At 44.1% G+C, this 15,316-nt stretch carries 15 protein-coding genes; 8 read left to right on the top strand and 7 right to left on the bottom strand.

Annotation, left to right across the window (positions count from 1 at the left end; all coding sequences use genetic code 11):
- The first annotated feature begins 27 nt into the window (after positions 1–27).
- Together ACG3M1_RS02005 and ACG3M1_RS02000 are read left to right on the top strand one after the other, a co-directional pair.
- Complete coding sequence (locus ACG3M1_RS02005; protein ID WP_395814733.1) at positions 28–813, top strand: helix-turn-helix domain-containing protein; 786 nt, start codon at positions 28–30, stop codon at positions 811–813.
- Positions 814–943: 130 nt separating this feature from the next.
- Positions 944–1,765: an ATP-binding protein gene (locus tag ACG3M1_RS02000; protein ID WP_257322128.1), complete on the top strand. Its 822-nt coding sequence runs from the start codon at positions 944–946 to the stop codon at positions 1,763–1,765.
- 612 nt (positions 1,766–2,377) lie between these two features.
- Here ACG3M1_RS02000 and ACG3M1_RS01995 read toward each other — a convergent pair.
- The 6 genes from ACG3M1_RS01995 to ACG3M1_RS01970 all read right to left on the bottom strand — a co-directional run bounded on the left by ACG3M1_RS01995 (position 2,378) and on the right by ACG3M1_RS01970 (position 8,094).
- The gene (locus ACG3M1_RS01995) at positions 2,378–3,823 is read right to left on the bottom strand and encodes a glycoside hydrolase family 1 protein (RefSeq protein WP_008818333.1); all 1,446 of its coding nucleotides are present in this window, start codon (positions 3,821–3,823) and stop codon (positions 2,378–2,380) included.
- A complete protein-coding gene (locus ACG3M1_RS01990) occupies positions 3,820–4,476 on the bottom strand; it encodes a YczE/YyaS/YitT family protein (RefSeq protein ID WP_009270255.1) in 657 nt (218 codons plus the stop codon). The genes ACG3M1_RS01995 and ACG3M1_RS01990 overlap by 4 nt, the downstream gene beginning before the upstream one ends.
- Positions 4,477–4,608: 132 nt before the next feature.
- Positions 4,609–6,048, bottom strand: a complete 1,440-nt coding sequence (locus tag ACG3M1_RS01985; RefSeq protein WP_009270254.1) for a glycoside hydrolase family 1 protein — start codon at positions 6,046–6,048, stop codon at positions 4,609–4,611.
- An 11-nt stretch (positions 6,049–6,059) separates the two neighbouring features.
- Positions 6,060–6,398, bottom strand: coding sequence for a PTS lactose/cellobiose transporter subunit IIA (locus ACG3M1_RS01980; protein WP_008818330.1), 339 nt, complete (start codon positions 6,396–6,398; stop codon positions 6,060–6,062).
- Between the two features lie 14 nt (positions 6,399–6,412).
- Positions 6,413–7,666 (bottom strand): PTS sugar transporter subunit IIC, encoded by a 1,254-nt coding sequence (locus tag ACG3M1_RS01975; protein ID WP_008818329.1) that lies wholly within the window; start codon positions 7,664–7,666, stop codon positions 6,413–6,415.
- A gap of 113 nt (positions 7,667–7,779) precedes the next feature.
- The gene (locus ACG3M1_RS01970; RefSeq protein WP_002607081.1) at positions 7,780–8,094 is read right to left on the bottom strand and encodes a PTS sugar transporter subunit IIB; all 315 of its coding nucleotides are present in this window, start codon (positions 8,092–8,094) and stop codon (positions 7,780–7,782) included.
- A gap of 338 nt (positions 8,095–8,432) precedes the next feature.
- On the opposite strand from ACG3M1_RS01970, the gene ACG3M1_RS01965 reads away from it, so the two are divergent.
- From ACG3M1_RS01965 to ACG3M1_RS01940, 6 genes are all read left to right on the top strand, one after another.
- A complete protein-coding gene (locus tag ACG3M1_RS01965; protein ID WP_009588136.1) occupies positions 8,433–10,361 on the top strand; it encodes a BglG family transcription antiterminator in 1,929 nt (642 codons plus the stop codon).
- Positions 10,358–11,188: a Cof-type HAD-IIB family hydrolase gene (locus ACG3M1_RS01960; RefSeq protein WP_009588129.1), complete on the top strand. Its 831-nt coding sequence runs from the start codon at positions 10,358–10,360 to the stop codon at positions 11,186–11,188. The genes ACG3M1_RS01965 and ACG3M1_RS01960 overlap by 4 nt, the downstream gene beginning before the upstream one ends.
- Before the next feature lie 314 nt (positions 11,189–11,502).
- On the top strand, positions 11,503–11,652 hold the full coding sequence (locus ACG3M1_RS01955; protein ID WP_008818325.1) for a hypothetical protein: 150 nt from the start codon (positions 11,503–11,505) through the stop codon (positions 11,650–11,652).
- 229 nt (positions 11,653–11,881) lie between these two features.
- Positions 11,882–12,058 (top strand): hypothetical protein, encoded by a 177-nt coding sequence (locus ACG3M1_RS01950; RefSeq protein WP_002607077.1) that lies wholly within the window; start codon positions 11,882–11,884, stop codon positions 12,056–12,058.
- 514 nt (positions 12,059–12,572) lie between these two features.
- A complete protein-coding gene (locus ACG3M1_RS01945) occupies positions 12,573–13,079 on the top strand; it encodes a helix-turn-helix domain-containing protein (RefSeq protein WP_009270251.1) in 507 nt (168 codons plus the stop codon).
- Between the two features lie 264 nt (positions 13,080–13,343).
- Positions 13,344–13,880 (top strand): ATP-binding protein, encoded by a 537-nt coding sequence (locus ACG3M1_RS01940; protein WP_227761351.1) that lies wholly within the window; start codon positions 13,344–13,346, stop codon positions 13,878–13,880.
- 261 nt (positions 13,881–14,141) lie between these two features.
- On the opposite strand, the gene ACG3M1_RS01935 is transcribed toward ACG3M1_RS01940, so the two are convergent.
- Positions 14,142–15,014, bottom strand: coding sequence for a YitT family protein (locus tag ACG3M1_RS01935; protein WP_008818322.1), 873 nt, complete (start codon positions 15,012–15,014; stop codon positions 14,142–14,144).
- Positions 15,015–15,316 lie beyond the last annotated feature (302 nt).

Genomic DNA, 15,316 nt, shown 5'->3' with positions numbered 1-15,316 from the left:
AGGCACCCGCAAGGAAGGAAAACATCTATGGCGGTTCTTCGTAAAGCACACAAGAGCAATTTCACGGTCATCGACAACCAAGTGTTCAAGAGCAACCTGTCACTCAAAGCGCGGGGACTCCTGAGCACCATGCTCTCGCTTCATGATAACTGGAATTTCAGCACGACAGGCTTAACCTCCATCCTTCCATCTGATGGGGAGAGCATCATCCGCTCCGCCATCAAGGAATTGGAGACAAATGGCTATCTCACGCGAGAGCGCATACGTGATGACAAGGGCAAAATCGTCGATTGGCTTTGGACTTTCTCGGATTACCCACAGGATGGAAACCCACATGTGGAAAATCAACATGTGGGTAAACCACAACTGGATAGCCCACATGTGGGAAACCAACGACAATTAAATACTAAAGAAGAAAATACTAAAGAAGAAAATACGAATGGAGAAAGTACCGATGGATATGCGACCGCCCCGGCGAAGGCTGCTCCCGAGAAGAAGGGCACCTATGGTCGGTATCGCAACGTCAAACTGACGGACACCGACCTCTCGAAGCTCAAGGCCGAGTTCCCCGCAGATTGGCAGGAGCGCATCGACCGCCTGAGCACGTACATGGACAGCTCCGGCAAGAGCTACAAGAACCACCTCGCCACCATCCGCAACTGGGCAAGGAGGGACGCCAAGCGCGAAGCGACCTCGCATAAACCCCTTGCATCGAATCCCGGTCGGCGCGAGATGACACCGGAGGAGGTCATGGAGAAACACGGGTGCGATTACTTCACCGCTCAGGAAATGCTCTGTGACGGGACGTACTGACATACGCCTCCGCGCGAACAGAATCGCGTACACAGCGTTTTAACGCCATCTTCCTCACCGAGGACTGATGTGCAATCTGATGGCCGTAAAACGGCTCTCAGCAATTCAGAAAAGAAAGGACTGACCAACAATGAAGAAATTTACCGAAACCATCGCCGATGATGATTACCGTAATTCAGATGGCCTGCTCGTGTGCGGAAGATGCGGAACGCCGAAGGAAATGCGCCTTTCCACGGAACTTCTCGGCGGACACACGGCAATCGTGCCGATTCCCTGCGAGTGCATGAAGCGTGCGGAGGCGGAGCGCCGTGAGCGCGAGCTTGCCGCAGAGCGGAAGCGCAAAATCGAGAGAGCGCGCACTGAGTGCTTCGCCGGATGCGCCTTCTTTCGTGGATGCACCTTCGATGCCGATGACGGCAGGACGCCCCAGATAGCTGCCATCTGCAAGGGCTATGCCGACACGTTCTCACGCGATGACATGAATGGGTTGCTCCTCTGGGGAAAGGTGGGCACAGGTAAGTCTTTCTATGCCTCGGCAATCGCCAACCGGGTCATCGACCTCGGGTTCTCCGCGTTGCAGACCAGCGTGCAGGACATCGTGACCCACATCGAGTCGGTGCCGTTCAACGAGCGCGAGAACGCGAAGTCGCGCCTCCTCAAGTATGACCTCCTCGTCATCGACGACTTGGGGGCGCACCGCAGCACCGATTACGTCATGGGGCATGTCTACGACATCATCGACTCGCGTTACAAGAACCGCAGGCCGATGGTCGTCACGACGAACCTCGACCCAAACATCGCTACGAAGTCCGATGCCGACGACGCCCCATGGCCGCGCATCTTCACGCGCATCTTGGAGCGCTGCGCACCAATCAAGTTCGCGGGCGAGAACCGCCGCGAATACAAGATGATGGAGATGCGTGAGGCCATGCGCAAGCGCCTCGGCCTGTGATATACTCGTAACCGCCTTGCGTGGATGGACGGGTCGCACCCCGAACCGCAGCTCCCCGTATCCCTTCCACTCCTCCCAGATTCCTTCCTCTGGGGCGAAGAGACCCCCGGTGCCTTCTCCACACCGGGGGTCTCTTTCTGTTTCCGCCATATTGATAGTCTGATTGCATGCTTCAATGCCATGAATGTGGTCTTATGGGGGTCTCTCGCATCCCAAGGCCTTCCCTCAAAAGTAGTAATCCGGTAGTAAAACCGACCCCTCGACCAGCCGCAATGCCCGTGAACTGGGCGTTCCCGGCGATTATGCGTTGATTTATTTATAAATAAGTTTGAAGAAACATCTTAAAAATACCATTCGTAAGGGGTAATCTAATGCTTTCTGGTTTGTTCAAACAATAATCAAATAAAAAATATACGATAGATACAACGCAAAAAATCTTCAGGACCATAGTCCCGAAGATTTTTATGTATAGTTTCATCAAATGCAGGGAAATCACGAATGAAGATGCTTTAGAGCTGAGTCCATCTTCGTACCTAAATCACATGGTCGCACATTGTGTACCCTATCATTCGTCTCTGTTTGATTTTATTAGGTTGGCACACGCTGTGTACCCTATAGTTCTGATCCGTTGGTTTCTATCAGGTGAGCATACCAGTAGAAGGAATCCTTTTTCAATCGCTTCTGGCTGCCCTTTCCGAAATCATCACGATCTACATACACAAAGCCGTATCGCTTACTCATTTCCGCAGAGGAGGAAGATACGATATCAATCGGTCCCCATGCACAGTATGCGAAGATATACACTCCATCCTTAATACATTCCTTCATCTGCTCAATATGCTTTTTCAGGAAGTCAATACGGTAAGGATCATGAATGCTTCCATCCGCTTCCACGGTGTCCAATGCACCGAAGCCGTTTTCTCCGATCATCAGCGGAATCTGATAGCGATCCCAGTATTGAGACAGACAGTTATAGAATCCCAGCGGATCCATTCTCCACTCCCATGGTGTCGGCTCCAGATTTGGATTTTGTTCCGCCTGCATCGGCGTCATATCATTTTTATCGGAATCTACAACTCTGCTGTAGTAATAAGAAATCGCGAGGAATTCCATCGTATTGTTGCGAATAACCTCTTCATCCCCATCCTCCATCTGAATGTTGATATTTCTTTCCTTAAAATAGCGTAGTGCATATACCGGATATTCTCCGCGCAGCTGTACATCGGAGAAGAAATACTGCATCCTGTTTTTCTTCATGGTCAATACAACATCCTTTGGACGGCAGGTTGCCGGATAGAAGGTACAGTCTGCCAGCATCGTACCAAAGACAGCATGCGGATCAATCTGATGTCCGACTTCCTTGATTTTTGCACATGCCACAAACTGATTATGTACCGCCTGATACATCAGCTCCTCCATGTTTTCCGCCTGATCATCATAGATACCCAGAGAACCAAACTGCACCGTCGGAACCAGATTTACCTGATTGCAAACAATCCAGTATTTCACTCTTCCCTGAAAGCGCTCTACAAGCACTTTTCCGTAATTCACGAAGAAATCAATCACCTTTCGGTTACCAAAGCCGCCATATTCGGTAACCAGATGCAGTGGTATATCATAATGAGACATCGTGATTATCGGCTCCATACCATCCTTTATGATTTCATCAATCAGATCATCATAAAATTTCAATCCTGCCTCATTTGGCTCAGCCTCATCCCCGTTTGGAAAAATGCGTGACCAGGAAATGCTGGTACGAAAGCACTTAAATCCCATTTCCTTCAGCAATGCAAGGTCATCCTTATAAGTATGATAGAAATTGATTCCGTAGCGTTTCGGATAATAGCCTTCTGTATCTGCGGCCTTGCGTTTGATTTCAGCAAGCGTTCCACCGCCCTCTTTTTCTATTTTGGCACGGTTTAAGCCCTTTGTATACTCATGAATGTCACTTGTGGACAAGCCGCGTCCGTCTTTATCATATTCCCCTTCACACTGGCAGGCTGCAAAAGCACCGCCCCACAGAAAGTTATCAGGAAATGTTTCAGGTACCTGTTTCATAATAATATCTCCTCCTCTATATTCATCGTTCTACGTAACCATTTCAGTCGTTTCAGCAATGAAAGCGCCGCCGTAATCAGCCTGCCAAGCACCAGCAGATTGATAATGGTCACCACACCGTAAGTACCATGCAGTATCATACCGGATACAAGCATACCGCCATCCAGTATCCAGCGAATCACAGGATAGGAAAGGCCTGTTCTTTTCATCAAACCAAAGGTTACACAGTCATAGGGATTCTTTCCACAGTCAGCATAAATGCTTAATGCAATGGACATTGCGATAATGCCAATGCCTGCCATGCAGAACAATACACGATGAAGCAGTGTATCCGCATGTACCAACGGTGTAAGAATCCGTATGGTAATCGTCGTAACAACGGGAAATATAATCGTTCCCGCATGAATCTGTTTTCTATCGATAAAAAACGCTGCCAGCACAAATGTGAAGGATAACAAATTGTTACAGGCATCCACTGATAGCTGCAATGCCTGACTCATCCCCTGCAGCAGCGTATTCATGGAATCTGCACCATTACCGCCTGCAAGGAACAAAACCGCAGCAACTCCCATCAGCATACCGCCGGCAGCACAGAGACTGCATCGATAGAAGAAAGAACTCTGATGCCCGGTTTCTCTTCTGTTCTTTTTCATCCCGGTTGCCTCCAAAGTGGCAAGTATCTGCGTATCGCAACAGCGCAAAGCCCCTGTAGTTTTGGATAGGCTTCCCTCTGCAATGCGATGACGTCAATGTTCAATAAGCCGGGGGCAGGAAATACCTGCACCTTATAAATCAGCTCCGTTAGATTTTATCACCTGCTTGTACCAGTAGAAGGAATCCTTACGAATTCTCGCGCACTCCTTTGGATCATCATCGGTACGGTCTACATAGATAAAGCCATAGCGTTTTTTCACGCCGTTGCTGGTTGACAGCAGATCAACCGCAGACCATGGACAATATGCCAGCACTTCTACTCCATAATCAATTGCTCTGTGCATTGCTTCGATATGGTCGCGCAGGTATTTAATACGGTAATCATCATGAACACGTCCGTCCTCTGTCAGGGTATCAAATGCTCCCATACCGTTCTCTGTAACCATCAGCGGCTTGTTATAGCGAGTGTAAATATCGCGGAAGATGTATTCCAGACCTGTCGGATCAATTGCCCAGTCCCAATCGGTTGTATCAAGATTCGGATTCTTGCACATCTCATAGAAGCCCGGATGTGTTTCAAAGCCGGACATGTCGCCCTTTTTGCCTGACCAGTTGACACCGCTGTAACGAATTTCCTTACCTTCTTCCATCGGACATGCCTTTGCACACTCACTTGCATAATAGTTCAGTGCCAGAAAATCGGAATAGCCTTCCTTAATCAGCTCCATGTCACCTTCTTCGATGACCGGTGCAAGACCGTGCTCTTCCAGATAAATCATAGCTGACTTCGTATAAAAGCCCTTAAAATAAATATCCAGATAGAAGGCATTACGCAAATCGTGTGCATTTTGTGCAGCCATGACATCCTCCGGCTTGGAAGTAAGCGGATAGACCGGGGAATACCCGATTGCCGCACCGGCAAGACCACCCGATACAAGCTCATGGACCAGCTTACAGGCAATGGCATGTGCAAGATTCATATGATGATTGATCTGATAGCGCAGCTGATTGTTGTCTCTCAGCTCCTCCGGTATGTAGCATTTCTGTGTCCAGTATTGAACGATGATGCTTTGCTCATTGATAGTCGTCCAGTATTTCACCTTGTCCTTAAATTCATTGATGACATAGCGGGCAAAGTATGCAAAATCCTTTACTACCTCTCTGCTCAGCCATCCGTTATATTTTTCCACAAGCGCCCATGGCAAATCATAATGATACAGCGTAACAATCGGCTCAATACCATTGGCCAGCAGTTCATCAATCAGATTGCGGTAATACTGAATACCCGCTTCGTTTACTTCTCCAACTCCATCAGGAAATACGCGTGACCAGGCAATGGAGAAACGATAGGTCGTAAAGCCCATTTCCTTCATCAGGGCTACATCTTCCTTGTAATGATGATATTGGTCACTGGCAATATCCGCAGTAGCAAAGCCGCGCTTTGTATAATTCTCTTTATTGATGATATCCTGCTGGCTGGCTTTCTTGCCATCCTCATAGGCAGCACCCTCTACCTGATAGGCACTGGTAGCAGCACCCCATAAAAAATTGTTTGGAAATCCCTTTGACATGGTTCAGCCTCCTATTTTTCTTCTATTTTCTTATTCATGATTTCAAAAAATGCAATCAATTCCTTTGCCAGATTAAGCTCTGACATAATTGTCATCAGCGTATCCTGTGCATGTGCAAACAGCAGACAGGGTTCATAGGTTTTTCCTCTTGTTTCATTCTGAATCACCTCGGTCTGTGCGACATGTGCCTGATGAATACATTCCTCCGCCTCTGCAATTTTCTGTTTCGCCTCATCGAAGTGAAACTGCTTTACCTGTGCCAATGCATCCTCAACCCGCAGCCGGGCATCACCTGCATGCAGAATAATCTGCATAGCAACATTGACAAGCTCATTTTCCATAATATCCATAGGTAAATCCCCCTTTAGTTCTGAGAAGGAGCGTTTTCCTGTGCTTCTTCTGCCAGCTTTTGTTTTTCAAATACCTTGAAGAACGGGTACCAGATTGCAAAATAGACAACAAACAATACAACTGCCCATAAAATACCACGCATATCCTGTGTAATCATAACGGTGGAAACCGGTACAGGCACCTGTCCAACCTGATTCAGTGTTGCCGGAATGTTCAGCCATCCAAGGCTCATAACAATATAGACGATAGCAGGTCCAACGATGGAATTCAGCCACATTGGCAGCATCAGCAGCGGATTGAAGACAACAGGCGCACCGAACATGATTGGTTCATTGATGTTGAAAATACTTGGTCCGATGAAGATTCTTCCCAGTGTTTTCAGCTGCTTTGATTTTGAGAAGCACATGAGCACATTCAGCGCAAGCGTTGCCCCCATACCGCCCATGGTAACAAGAGCCGCCGTAAACACCGTCTCACTCGTCGCGATATTCGTAGCAGGAAGTCCCTGTGCCACCATATTGATATTTTCCTGAATACCGGCAAGGAAGATCGGTGTTGTAACCGCGCCAAACAGCCAGGAGGAAATACCCATACTGTACAAAACAGCAGGAATAAAGCAGCAGAGTATGAAACCGGGCATGGTCTGTGCAAAGCCTGCCAGTGGTGAGAAAATCCATAAAACGATTTCAAATATGTCGAAATTACAATATTTTGTCAGAACCATACCCAGACCAAGCGTAATCAGGGTAGGCAGTATGTAATTGATCCAGCCGACAACGAAATCCGGAATGGATGTGGAATCCTCCAGTACATGCAGCTTGGAATACAGATTGAAGATAATGGATGTAAACAGTCCGGCTACGATACCGACAGCAATACCGGTAGCACCCAGACGTCCTCCCTGAATGACCATATTTCCTGCTTCATCTGTTCCCGGAATGATGAACATCATGAAGACTGCCATGGAAACGATACCGCAGTTGGTCAGGTAGAACGGATGATTCAGCTTTTCCATACACTGCTGTCCGACTACGAATGCCAGAATCAAAGAAATCAGTCCGAAGCTGTAATCGGCAATCATGCCAAGATCCGGAAGTGCAGGCAGGTAGGAACGGAATACGTTGTAGAAGTAGATGACAGAACCCGTTAAAATAAACGGTATGATTTTCTGCATGGATGATGATACGGCGGCAATCCAGGGCTTGCTGCAGATTTCATTCATCTTTGGAGCAAACACTGTAGAAAGCCAGTTCATAAACTTTTTCATTTTTCTTTCTCCTCAGTCTTTCCTTTTCCCCATGAACCCTATATAATAATCATGAGGAAATCATTAAACAAACGCGTGATTTTCTTCAAGCTAAGAGTGCCATCTTAGCTTTTTTATTTCCCCAGTGTATCCAGTGCCAGCTGAATCAGTGCATCTCCGTTGAGCTGTGCATAAATATCCTGTGGAATGACAACAACCGGAACATGATACGGGTCACAGAGTGATTTCCATTTCGGCAGCTCTCCTCCGTAATGCGGTCCCAGCATAAGTATACTGATGCTTGACAGATAGCCGCTGACATCTGTATGGGACCGTGCTTCGATCGTTGTGTCCAGCTTGCGTTTTTTTGCTGCCTTGCGTGCCTGATTTGCCAGAAAACCACTGGACATCCCGGCTCCGCAGCACAGCATGATGAACATCTTGTCCATAATGACTCCTTTCCGCTTTTATGAGCGCTGTACCTTGTACACCCATATTATCTTTAAAATTCACGTGCTTCTCAACTTACGTTTTGCACCGCATGGTGCAAGCTTTTCCCTGAAGGATGTAAACTGCTTGTTTTGTTTCTTTATAATATAGACAGGCAAAAAAAACACTGCTGCATTATTAAAAAAACAGACCTTTTCATCGAAACTTAATTATTTACAGCTGATTCATTGTCTGAGAATGAACATTTGCACCATGTGGTGAAATCTTCTGGTTGTACAGTGTTTGCGGGTAAATTATAATAGATATAACAAGTGTCTTTGCAAGGGGAGTTGGTATCATGAAGAAAAAACACGTTGAGCTGCTGCAATTTCTGCTACATCACGCTACAGCGGTTACCAGTCGGCAGCTGGCCGCCGCTTTATCAATTTCCACGCGGTCTGTAAAAAATTATGTCAATGAAATCAATCTGCTCGGCAATCAGAAGGTGATCCTTTCCAGCAAGCAGGGATATACCGTTCAAGCAGCACAGGCAAAGGAGCTTTTATCTGTAAAAGAGGAAAGTATTCCGCAGACCAGTCTGGAGCGCGGTTTTTACATTGTGAAGCAAATCATGCTGGAGCATTCCTCCCACATGGATCTGTATGATCTCTGCGATGCCCTATATGTCAGCTATTCCACCATTAAAGCGGATATCGCGAAGATGAACAGGGCATTTGCGAATTTTCATATTGAATTCACATGTGAAAATGAAGAGGTTCGCCTGCATGGCAGTGAAAAAGACAAGCGCAGACTTGTCAGCTATGTTATGTATGAGGAAACAGATCAGCAATTCATGGATGCCAATATCATCACCAGCAGCTTTCCTGAATTCCCGGTGGAACAGGTCTCCATGATCATCCGCTCCACCTTCCAGAAATATAACTATTATATCAATGATTTTTCCTTCGTTAATCTGTTACTGCACTTCGCCATTATCATCGACCGTGTAAAGGAAGGAAATTTTGTTGAAACAAGAGACTGCGACTTTCTCATCGAAAGCGAAAATGAACGTGCACTAGTCGAGGAGCTGTGCTCTTGTCTGGAGGAGGCATTGTCCATCAGCTTTAACCGCAATGAACAGTTTGAGGTCTATATGCTGTTTAAGACAAATGCAAATTATTCACTGCCAAGCTCTGAGGATAGTCTGAAAAAGCTGGTTGGCGAGGATATTCTCGCATTAACCAGAGATATCATTCAAAAGGTGAATGACAGCTATTACATCGATTTGAATCATGAAACCTTTCTTACGCCCTTTGCATTGCATTTAAAAAATCTTCTGCTTCGTGTCCGCAATGATACCTACACAAAGAATCCCATGGTGGATGCTATTAAGTCCAGCTGTCCGACAGTTTATGATATCGCCATTTTTATCGCTATGGAGCTGATGCAGCGCTTTCATGTGGATATCAATGAGGATGAGGTTACCTTCCTTGCCCTTCATATCGGTGCGGATATCGAACGCCAGAAAACCAATGACGGAAAAATACAGTGTATCCTGCTGTGTCCGGACTATATGAATATGACAGCCTCGATTTACAATAAGCTGCTGATAGATTTTGGGAATCAGATCAATATACGCAAGACGATTTCCTATGAGCATGAGTTGAAGCATCAGCATTACGATATGCTGCTGACCACCATACCCTTAAAATGTCCGCTGCATAAGGAGGTATGTCTGATACCGCCCTTTCCAAATCCAAACAGCCGGATGGATATCCAGAATACCATAGACCGCTACCGTACAAATAAGAAGAACTATATTCTGAAAAAGAAATTTCACGACTTTTTCTCCTCCTCTTTGTTTCTGGCAAATGAAGACACCCCGAACAGAGATGACGTGCTGCCATTGCTGTGCAAAAGCATGGAAGAACTGGAATATGTCAATGAAGGATTTCTAACCAGTGTCATGATTCGCGAAACAGCCGCCTCCACTGCCTTCGGCAATATCGCTATTCCACACTCAATGGAAATGGAGGCACTGAAAACGTGCATCGGCGTTGCAATTTCTAAAAAAGGGATCCAATGGGATAACCATATCGTCCATGTGGTTCTGCTTGTCGCATTGAACAAAATTGACAAACAGATTTTCCATGATCTCTACGAGGCTCTGGTGGACCTGTTCAGTAAGGAGGATGTTATGGAACGGATGAAGGAATGCACTTCCTTTGAACAATTTGAGCATATGATGTGCGCAAGTATTTCCTATCAGGAAGAGGAGGCCGCATGAAAGCATGTATTTTTCTCGATATCGACGGTACGCTGCTGAATCATGAAATCGGTATACAGGAATCCAGCAGAATAGCGATTGCACAGGCACAGGCAAACGGACACAGGGTCTGCCTTGCGACAGGACGCCCCAAGCCGGAGGTGGATGATGAAATACAGGCTATCCCGTTTGACGGCTGTATTTATTCCTGCGGTGCTATGGTAGAGAGTCATGGCAAAGTCCTTTTTTATAAGCCGTTTTCACAGGAGCTGGTACTTCACATGATGCATTTACTGCAAGCCCATGCGATCGGATTTAATCTGGAAGGCAGCCGAACTTCTTTTCTTGACCCTATTGGATATGACTTCTTTCATTCACTGTTTCAAAGATGCATGGAAGACAACAGTGAGCTGGCAAGACAGTATATGGCAGCGGTCCGCATGCATCCACTTCAAGAGGTAAAGGAAACAGACACCCTGCAAATCATGAAAATCGCAACCTTTATCAACGAGGATTCCCTTTTGCAGGAATTTGACAGACAGCTTCCCGCACAGCTGAAGCACATTCACCATGGTTTTCATGAGGGATGTACAAATGGTGAGATATACCATCATACTATTACAAAAGCGACCGGTATTGATTGTCTGCTGTCTCACTTTGATATTCCACTGGAAGCCTCCATAGCGATTGGAGACAGCTTGAATGATGCGGAAATGATACGGCATTGCAATCTAGGTGTGGCGATGGGAAATGCCTGTGAAGAGCTGAAGCTGATCAGTGACATGATTACCACGACCAGCAAAGAGGATGGAATTTATAACTGTATGAAAAAATTGAAACTTATTTAGCAAGCTGAACATAAAGTTTGCTTTTTTTTCTGAAAGTATTGCTAATTATAGTTAAATACCGTACAATATAAATAGATAAACACCTACAAAAAATTGAAAACCCATATAATTATAATTTTATCAAATTCTTTGAAACTTTTTCTCTACTTTCTTCGTTTATATTATAGGAACAGATTTTCTTACAGTTCCATTACAGTTTAGTAACATAAGCCGATGAATCTGCCGCCTGTGTTAGAATATACCCATAGAAACGCAATGATGTTGAAGAGTATGAACGACAGAGAGCAGAATACAGGTTAAAGGAGATAAAGAGTATGATGAGCAGAGATCTGATGAGACAGCAACCGACAAAACCGATGATTCTGAAAAACTGCGCAATCTGCAGACAGATTATCAGTATGCGAAAAATTCTAATTATGGCGGGAATCATGCTGGCATTTATTTTCAGTACCTATCTGTTCTGATCCTGTTGATTTCCTGCATAAATCGTGGTAAACTTTTCCGTATCCAAACTGTAAGATTCTCTGCTGGTGCTGCTCATCCGGGCATCACGGTGGAGATTTCTTCTTTTGGACAAAAATTCTTAACGTTTCTTACGATTTTATGAGTTTTAATACAAAAGCAGTCACTTATGCTATAATGTGATTGCAGGAACAAAAGGAAAGAGATTTTGCATGTAAGGGGTGAGATACCATGAATGAGGAGAAGCTTTCACCGCCAAATGGCGTTGAAGAACATAATTTGAGGGAAAAGAAAGAAATGGAACAGGATACAGGAAACTATACGTATGACTTCTTTACATTCCGCAATGTACTGATCAGTGCGGTTGTGCTGGGTGTCATAATCCTCGTAATTTCACTGGTTCGCTGAACTATCTGAATGCAAAGTCCCTTAGAGGAAGCCGTGTGCTTCCTTTTTTCTTTTGTGAATGGAAAAAGAGCATTGCACGCTTCCTTTACTAGAATATTTTGCTACCTCTATCGTAACCATGATAAGCAGCTTGTATATGATTTCACAGTCCGCCAGACCTTATATAAGCGAAAGGACTAAGACGCTTTGCCTCAAACTATATCCCTAAATCAAACTGTAACACCCCTAATATGTAAAAAACGAAGATAAGCTTTCAACATGTTCCCAACGCATGGATAAATCATGTTACAATATATAAAACCAAGAGGAGGTCCTGACATGAACATACATCATATTTCAATTTATCAGAAAGGACCTCATTTAAAAAGCCGGCACAGCTTTCATCTGTATATTATTTAGTTTTTTTATCATATGAAAGTGAGGTCTATTATGACGATAGAAGAAACTATGCAAGGTGAATCTAAACATATATAAAGCAGCTCTGCCGAAGCGCAGTGAAACATACATAAAAACTATGACTGCCTTCGCAAATACGAGTGGTGGAACACTCATTATCGGAATTGACGACTCCACCCGTTCTGTAATTGGTATGGATAAGGATTCCGTGTTTCAGATTATGGATTCCATAGCGAATGCTGTTTCGGATAGCTGTGAACCACAAATAGTGCCGGATATCAGCTTCCAGACTATAGAGGGTAAATGCATTGTTATAGTTGAAATATATGCTGGTACCAACCGTCCTTACTACCTTAAACATACAGGCAAGGAAAACGGCACTTATATCCGTGTGGCAGGAACTTCACGCCAAGCAGATGCTGTCAAGCTCAAAGAGCTGGAGCTGGAAGGAACACATGCTTCATGGGATGAACAAATCTGCATTGGCTATGAAGTAAAAGAAGATGCCATAGATAAGCTTTGTCAGGATATACATAGATATATGAAGTCCGCTATAGATTCATCAGAAGAAAAAAGAAGTATTGCAGTAATTACAGTGGAACACCTTCTGAACGAAAGCTTCTGAAGAAAAGCGGAAATCAGCTGCTGGCCGCCAATTCCTTTGTTTTGCTTACAAGCGATTATTTTTAGATTTGCAAAAATACAATGTGCGTTATTCAAGGGTAATGATCGTGATGAATTTCTTGATAAAAAGGAATATTCCGGACCCCTGTATGAACAGATCGAAGAGGCTTATCGCTTTGTACTCAGACATATTAATCGAAGCGCTGAAATTAACGGACTGTTGCGTAAAGAAAGATACGAACTACCGGTTGGGGCTATCCGCGAAATGATTATTAACGCACAGTGTCATCGCAGCTTTATGGATTCCTCCTGCGTTCAAGTCGCTCTGTTTGACGATCGCTTAGAAATCACTTCCCCCGGTATGCTGTATGGCGGATTAACTCTGAAGGAAGCTGTGAACGGTCGTTCAAAAATAAGAAATAAAGCGATTGCGGAAGTATTCAGCCGCATGGAGCTTATAGAAGGATGGGGTACGGGAATTCGTCGCATCATCAAAAGAGCAGAAGAATATCAGCTGCGTACTCCCGAATTTACAGAAATAGGAGATACCTTTCGTGTAAATTTATTTCGTAAAGAAGAAAAAAAGCCGATAAAAGCCGATAAAAAACCATTATCTGAAGAACGACGGCAGCGAATTAAAGAGTATATCCGCGAGCATGGCTGTATTTCCAACCGGGAAGCCAGAAAGCTGCTAAATCTCGCTGAATCTACAACCAAAAGACTCCTGAAACAGATGGTCCTTGATGGCTGCCTGATTGAACAAGGAGAAAAGAAAAGCCGTATTTACCGCCTATGTGCATAAGGGTCAGAGAATACAGTCTTGTCCTATGTGATATTTAGCTGAAAAATGATTAATGAGCTGTTTCTTGAAATATGAATATAGTCGTAGAACCGCTCTTTTCTCTATTTAAGTTATTTTATATTATGTTTGATTTCTTCTATTTTCTATGCTTGTATTTATTTCTTTTATCTATCTTTAAGGATTTTTATGTAGCTTTCATGATATTTATTCATCTTTCATGCTGTTTGCTTTTTCCTAATCATTTGATATATCCGACCATTTCTATTCCATGGGAGCCATATAAAAGCTTCCGTAAAACTCCTCCGTATTCAATACATTAATAATAATCCTCGGATCTGCCTCTCGCAACAGATTCGCAATATCCGCAACTTCATATGAGGAAACGACGGTATGCAGCAGATACATTTTCTTTTTACTAAACCCGCCATACCCTTGTATACAGGAAATTCCGTGACGATAGTGGTCAACATACATATCAATAACAAGCTCAGGTATGGTTGTCGTAATTTGCATGGTTACACGTTCATAGCGATGATGAAATGTAGAAATCGTTTTTGTTGTGATAAACTGAAAAACAATGGAGTATCCTGCGTACAGCCATCCAAACATGAATCCAAATATGCATAATATTAAAGCATTAAAGATAAAAACCTGTTCCCAAATAGACCTTCCGATTTTATTGGAAACATAAAGAGCGATGAAATCCGTCCCTCCCGTTGACGCGCTTCCCTTTAAAGCGATGACAACACAAAGACCATACAAGAACCCTCCGAAAATAACATTCAGCACCAGGTCATGAAAGAGCGGCTGAAAACGACAGAAGCTTAAAAATACAGAAGCTAAAACAAATTGAATGGTAGAAAGTATGGTGAATTTTTTACTGATGCTTTTAAAACAAATCAATGCCACCGGAATATTTAACATCAGGATTGCGACGGAGGTTGAAATATGACAGCCATATAAAGCAGCTATTTTATCAATCAAAATAGCAACGCCGGTAAAACCGCTGCTCAATAGATTACTCGGTGTAATAAAAACCTGAATGACATATGCCTGCAATAATGCTGAGATAACAACTGCGATACAGCTGAATAGATAACGTATTTTTTTGTTCTTCAATGAATGTGTTAACATAAGCGATCCCCTCTTTAATTTTCTACATTATTATAATTCCTTTTCATTTGAGAGTGGCTAAAAGGGTTTCCTAGGCGGTAGGAAAAATGCATTCTTCTGCCGATTGTGACAGGCCGCTTCATCTCACACAAACCGAATCTTTTCTTGAACATGACTATTGCAGCTAATCAACAGGATCTTGATAACCTTGAATGTGAGTTACAGAAATAGATCAAATGCTTCTAGCAGAGTTCCTTCAATATTTTAAATGCATGGCATACAGACCTGAGGAGTAACCTCCTTCTGTTTATCCCTTATGCAGG

It is taken from the genome of Clostridium sp. 10cd* (assembly GCF_044336395.1).
Lineage (GTDB): Bacteria > Bacillota_I > Bacilli_A > Erysipelotrichales > Erysipelotrichaceae > Clostridium_AQ > Clostridium_AQ innocuum.
The sequence above is the reverse complement of the archived record's forward strand: the minus strand, read 5'-3'. Positions and strand labels throughout refer to the sequence as shown.

Bases quoted from the DNA above. Each gene is read 5' to 3' on its own strand.
- ACG3M1_RS01940 (WP_227761351.1), top strand. From the start codon at position 13,344: ATGATTATTAACGCACAGTGTCATCGCAGCTTTATGGATTCCTCCTGC.
- ACG3M1_RS01995 (WP_008818333.1), bottom strand. From the start codon at position 3,823: ATGAAACAGGTACCTGAAACATTTCCTGATAACTTTCTGTGGGGCGGT.
- ACG3M1_RS02000 (WP_257322128.1), top strand. From the start codon at position 944: ATGAAGAAATTTACCGAAACCATCGCCGATGATGATTACCGTAATTCA.
- ACG3M1_RS01935 (WP_008818322.1), bottom strand. From the start codon at position 15,014: ATGTTAACACATTCATTGAAGAACAAAAAAATACGTTATCTATTCAGC.
- ACG3M1_RS01970 (WP_002607081.1), bottom strand. From the start codon at position 8,094: ATGGACAAGATGTTCATCATGCTGTGCTGCGGAGCCGGGATGTCCAGT.
- ACG3M1_RS01985 (WP_009270254.1), bottom strand. From the start codon at position 6,048: ATGTCAAAGGGATTTCCAAACAATTTTTTATGGGGTGCTGCTACCAGT.
- ACG3M1_RS01965 (WP_009588136.1), top strand. From the start codon at position 8,433: ATGAAGAAAAAACACGTTGAGCTGCTGCAATTTCTGCTACATCACGCT.
- ACG3M1_RS01990 (WP_009270255.1), bottom strand. From the start codon at position 4,476: ATGAAAAAGAACAGAAGAGAAACCGGGCATCAGAGTTCTTTCTTCTAT.
- ACG3M1_RS02005 (WP_395814733.1), top strand. From the start codon at position 28: ATGGCGGTTCTTCGTAAAGCACACAAGAGCAATTTCACGGTCATCGAC.
- ACG3M1_RS01960 (WP_009588129.1), top strand. From the start codon at position 10,358: ATGAAAGCATGTATTTTTCTCGATATCGACGGTACGCTGCTGAATCAT.
- ACG3M1_RS01980 (WP_008818330.1), bottom strand. From the start codon at position 6,398: ATGGATATTATGGAAAATGAGCTTGTCAATGTTGCTATGCAGATTATT.
- ACG3M1_RS01955 (WP_008818325.1), top strand. From the start codon at position 11,503: ATGATGAGCAGAGATCTGATGAGACAGCAACCGACAAAACCGATGATT.
- ACG3M1_RS01975 (WP_008818329.1), bottom strand. From the start codon at position 7,666: ATGAAAAAGTTTATGAACTGGCTTTCTACAGTGTTTGCTCCAAAGATG.
- ACG3M1_RS01945 (WP_009270251.1), top strand. From the start codon at position 12,573: ATGACTGCCTTCGCAAATACGAGTGGTGGAACACTCATTATCGGAATT.
- ACG3M1_RS01950 (WP_002607077.1), top strand. From the start codon at position 11,882: ATGAATGAGGAGAAGCTTTCACCGCCAAATGGCGTTGAAGAACATAAT.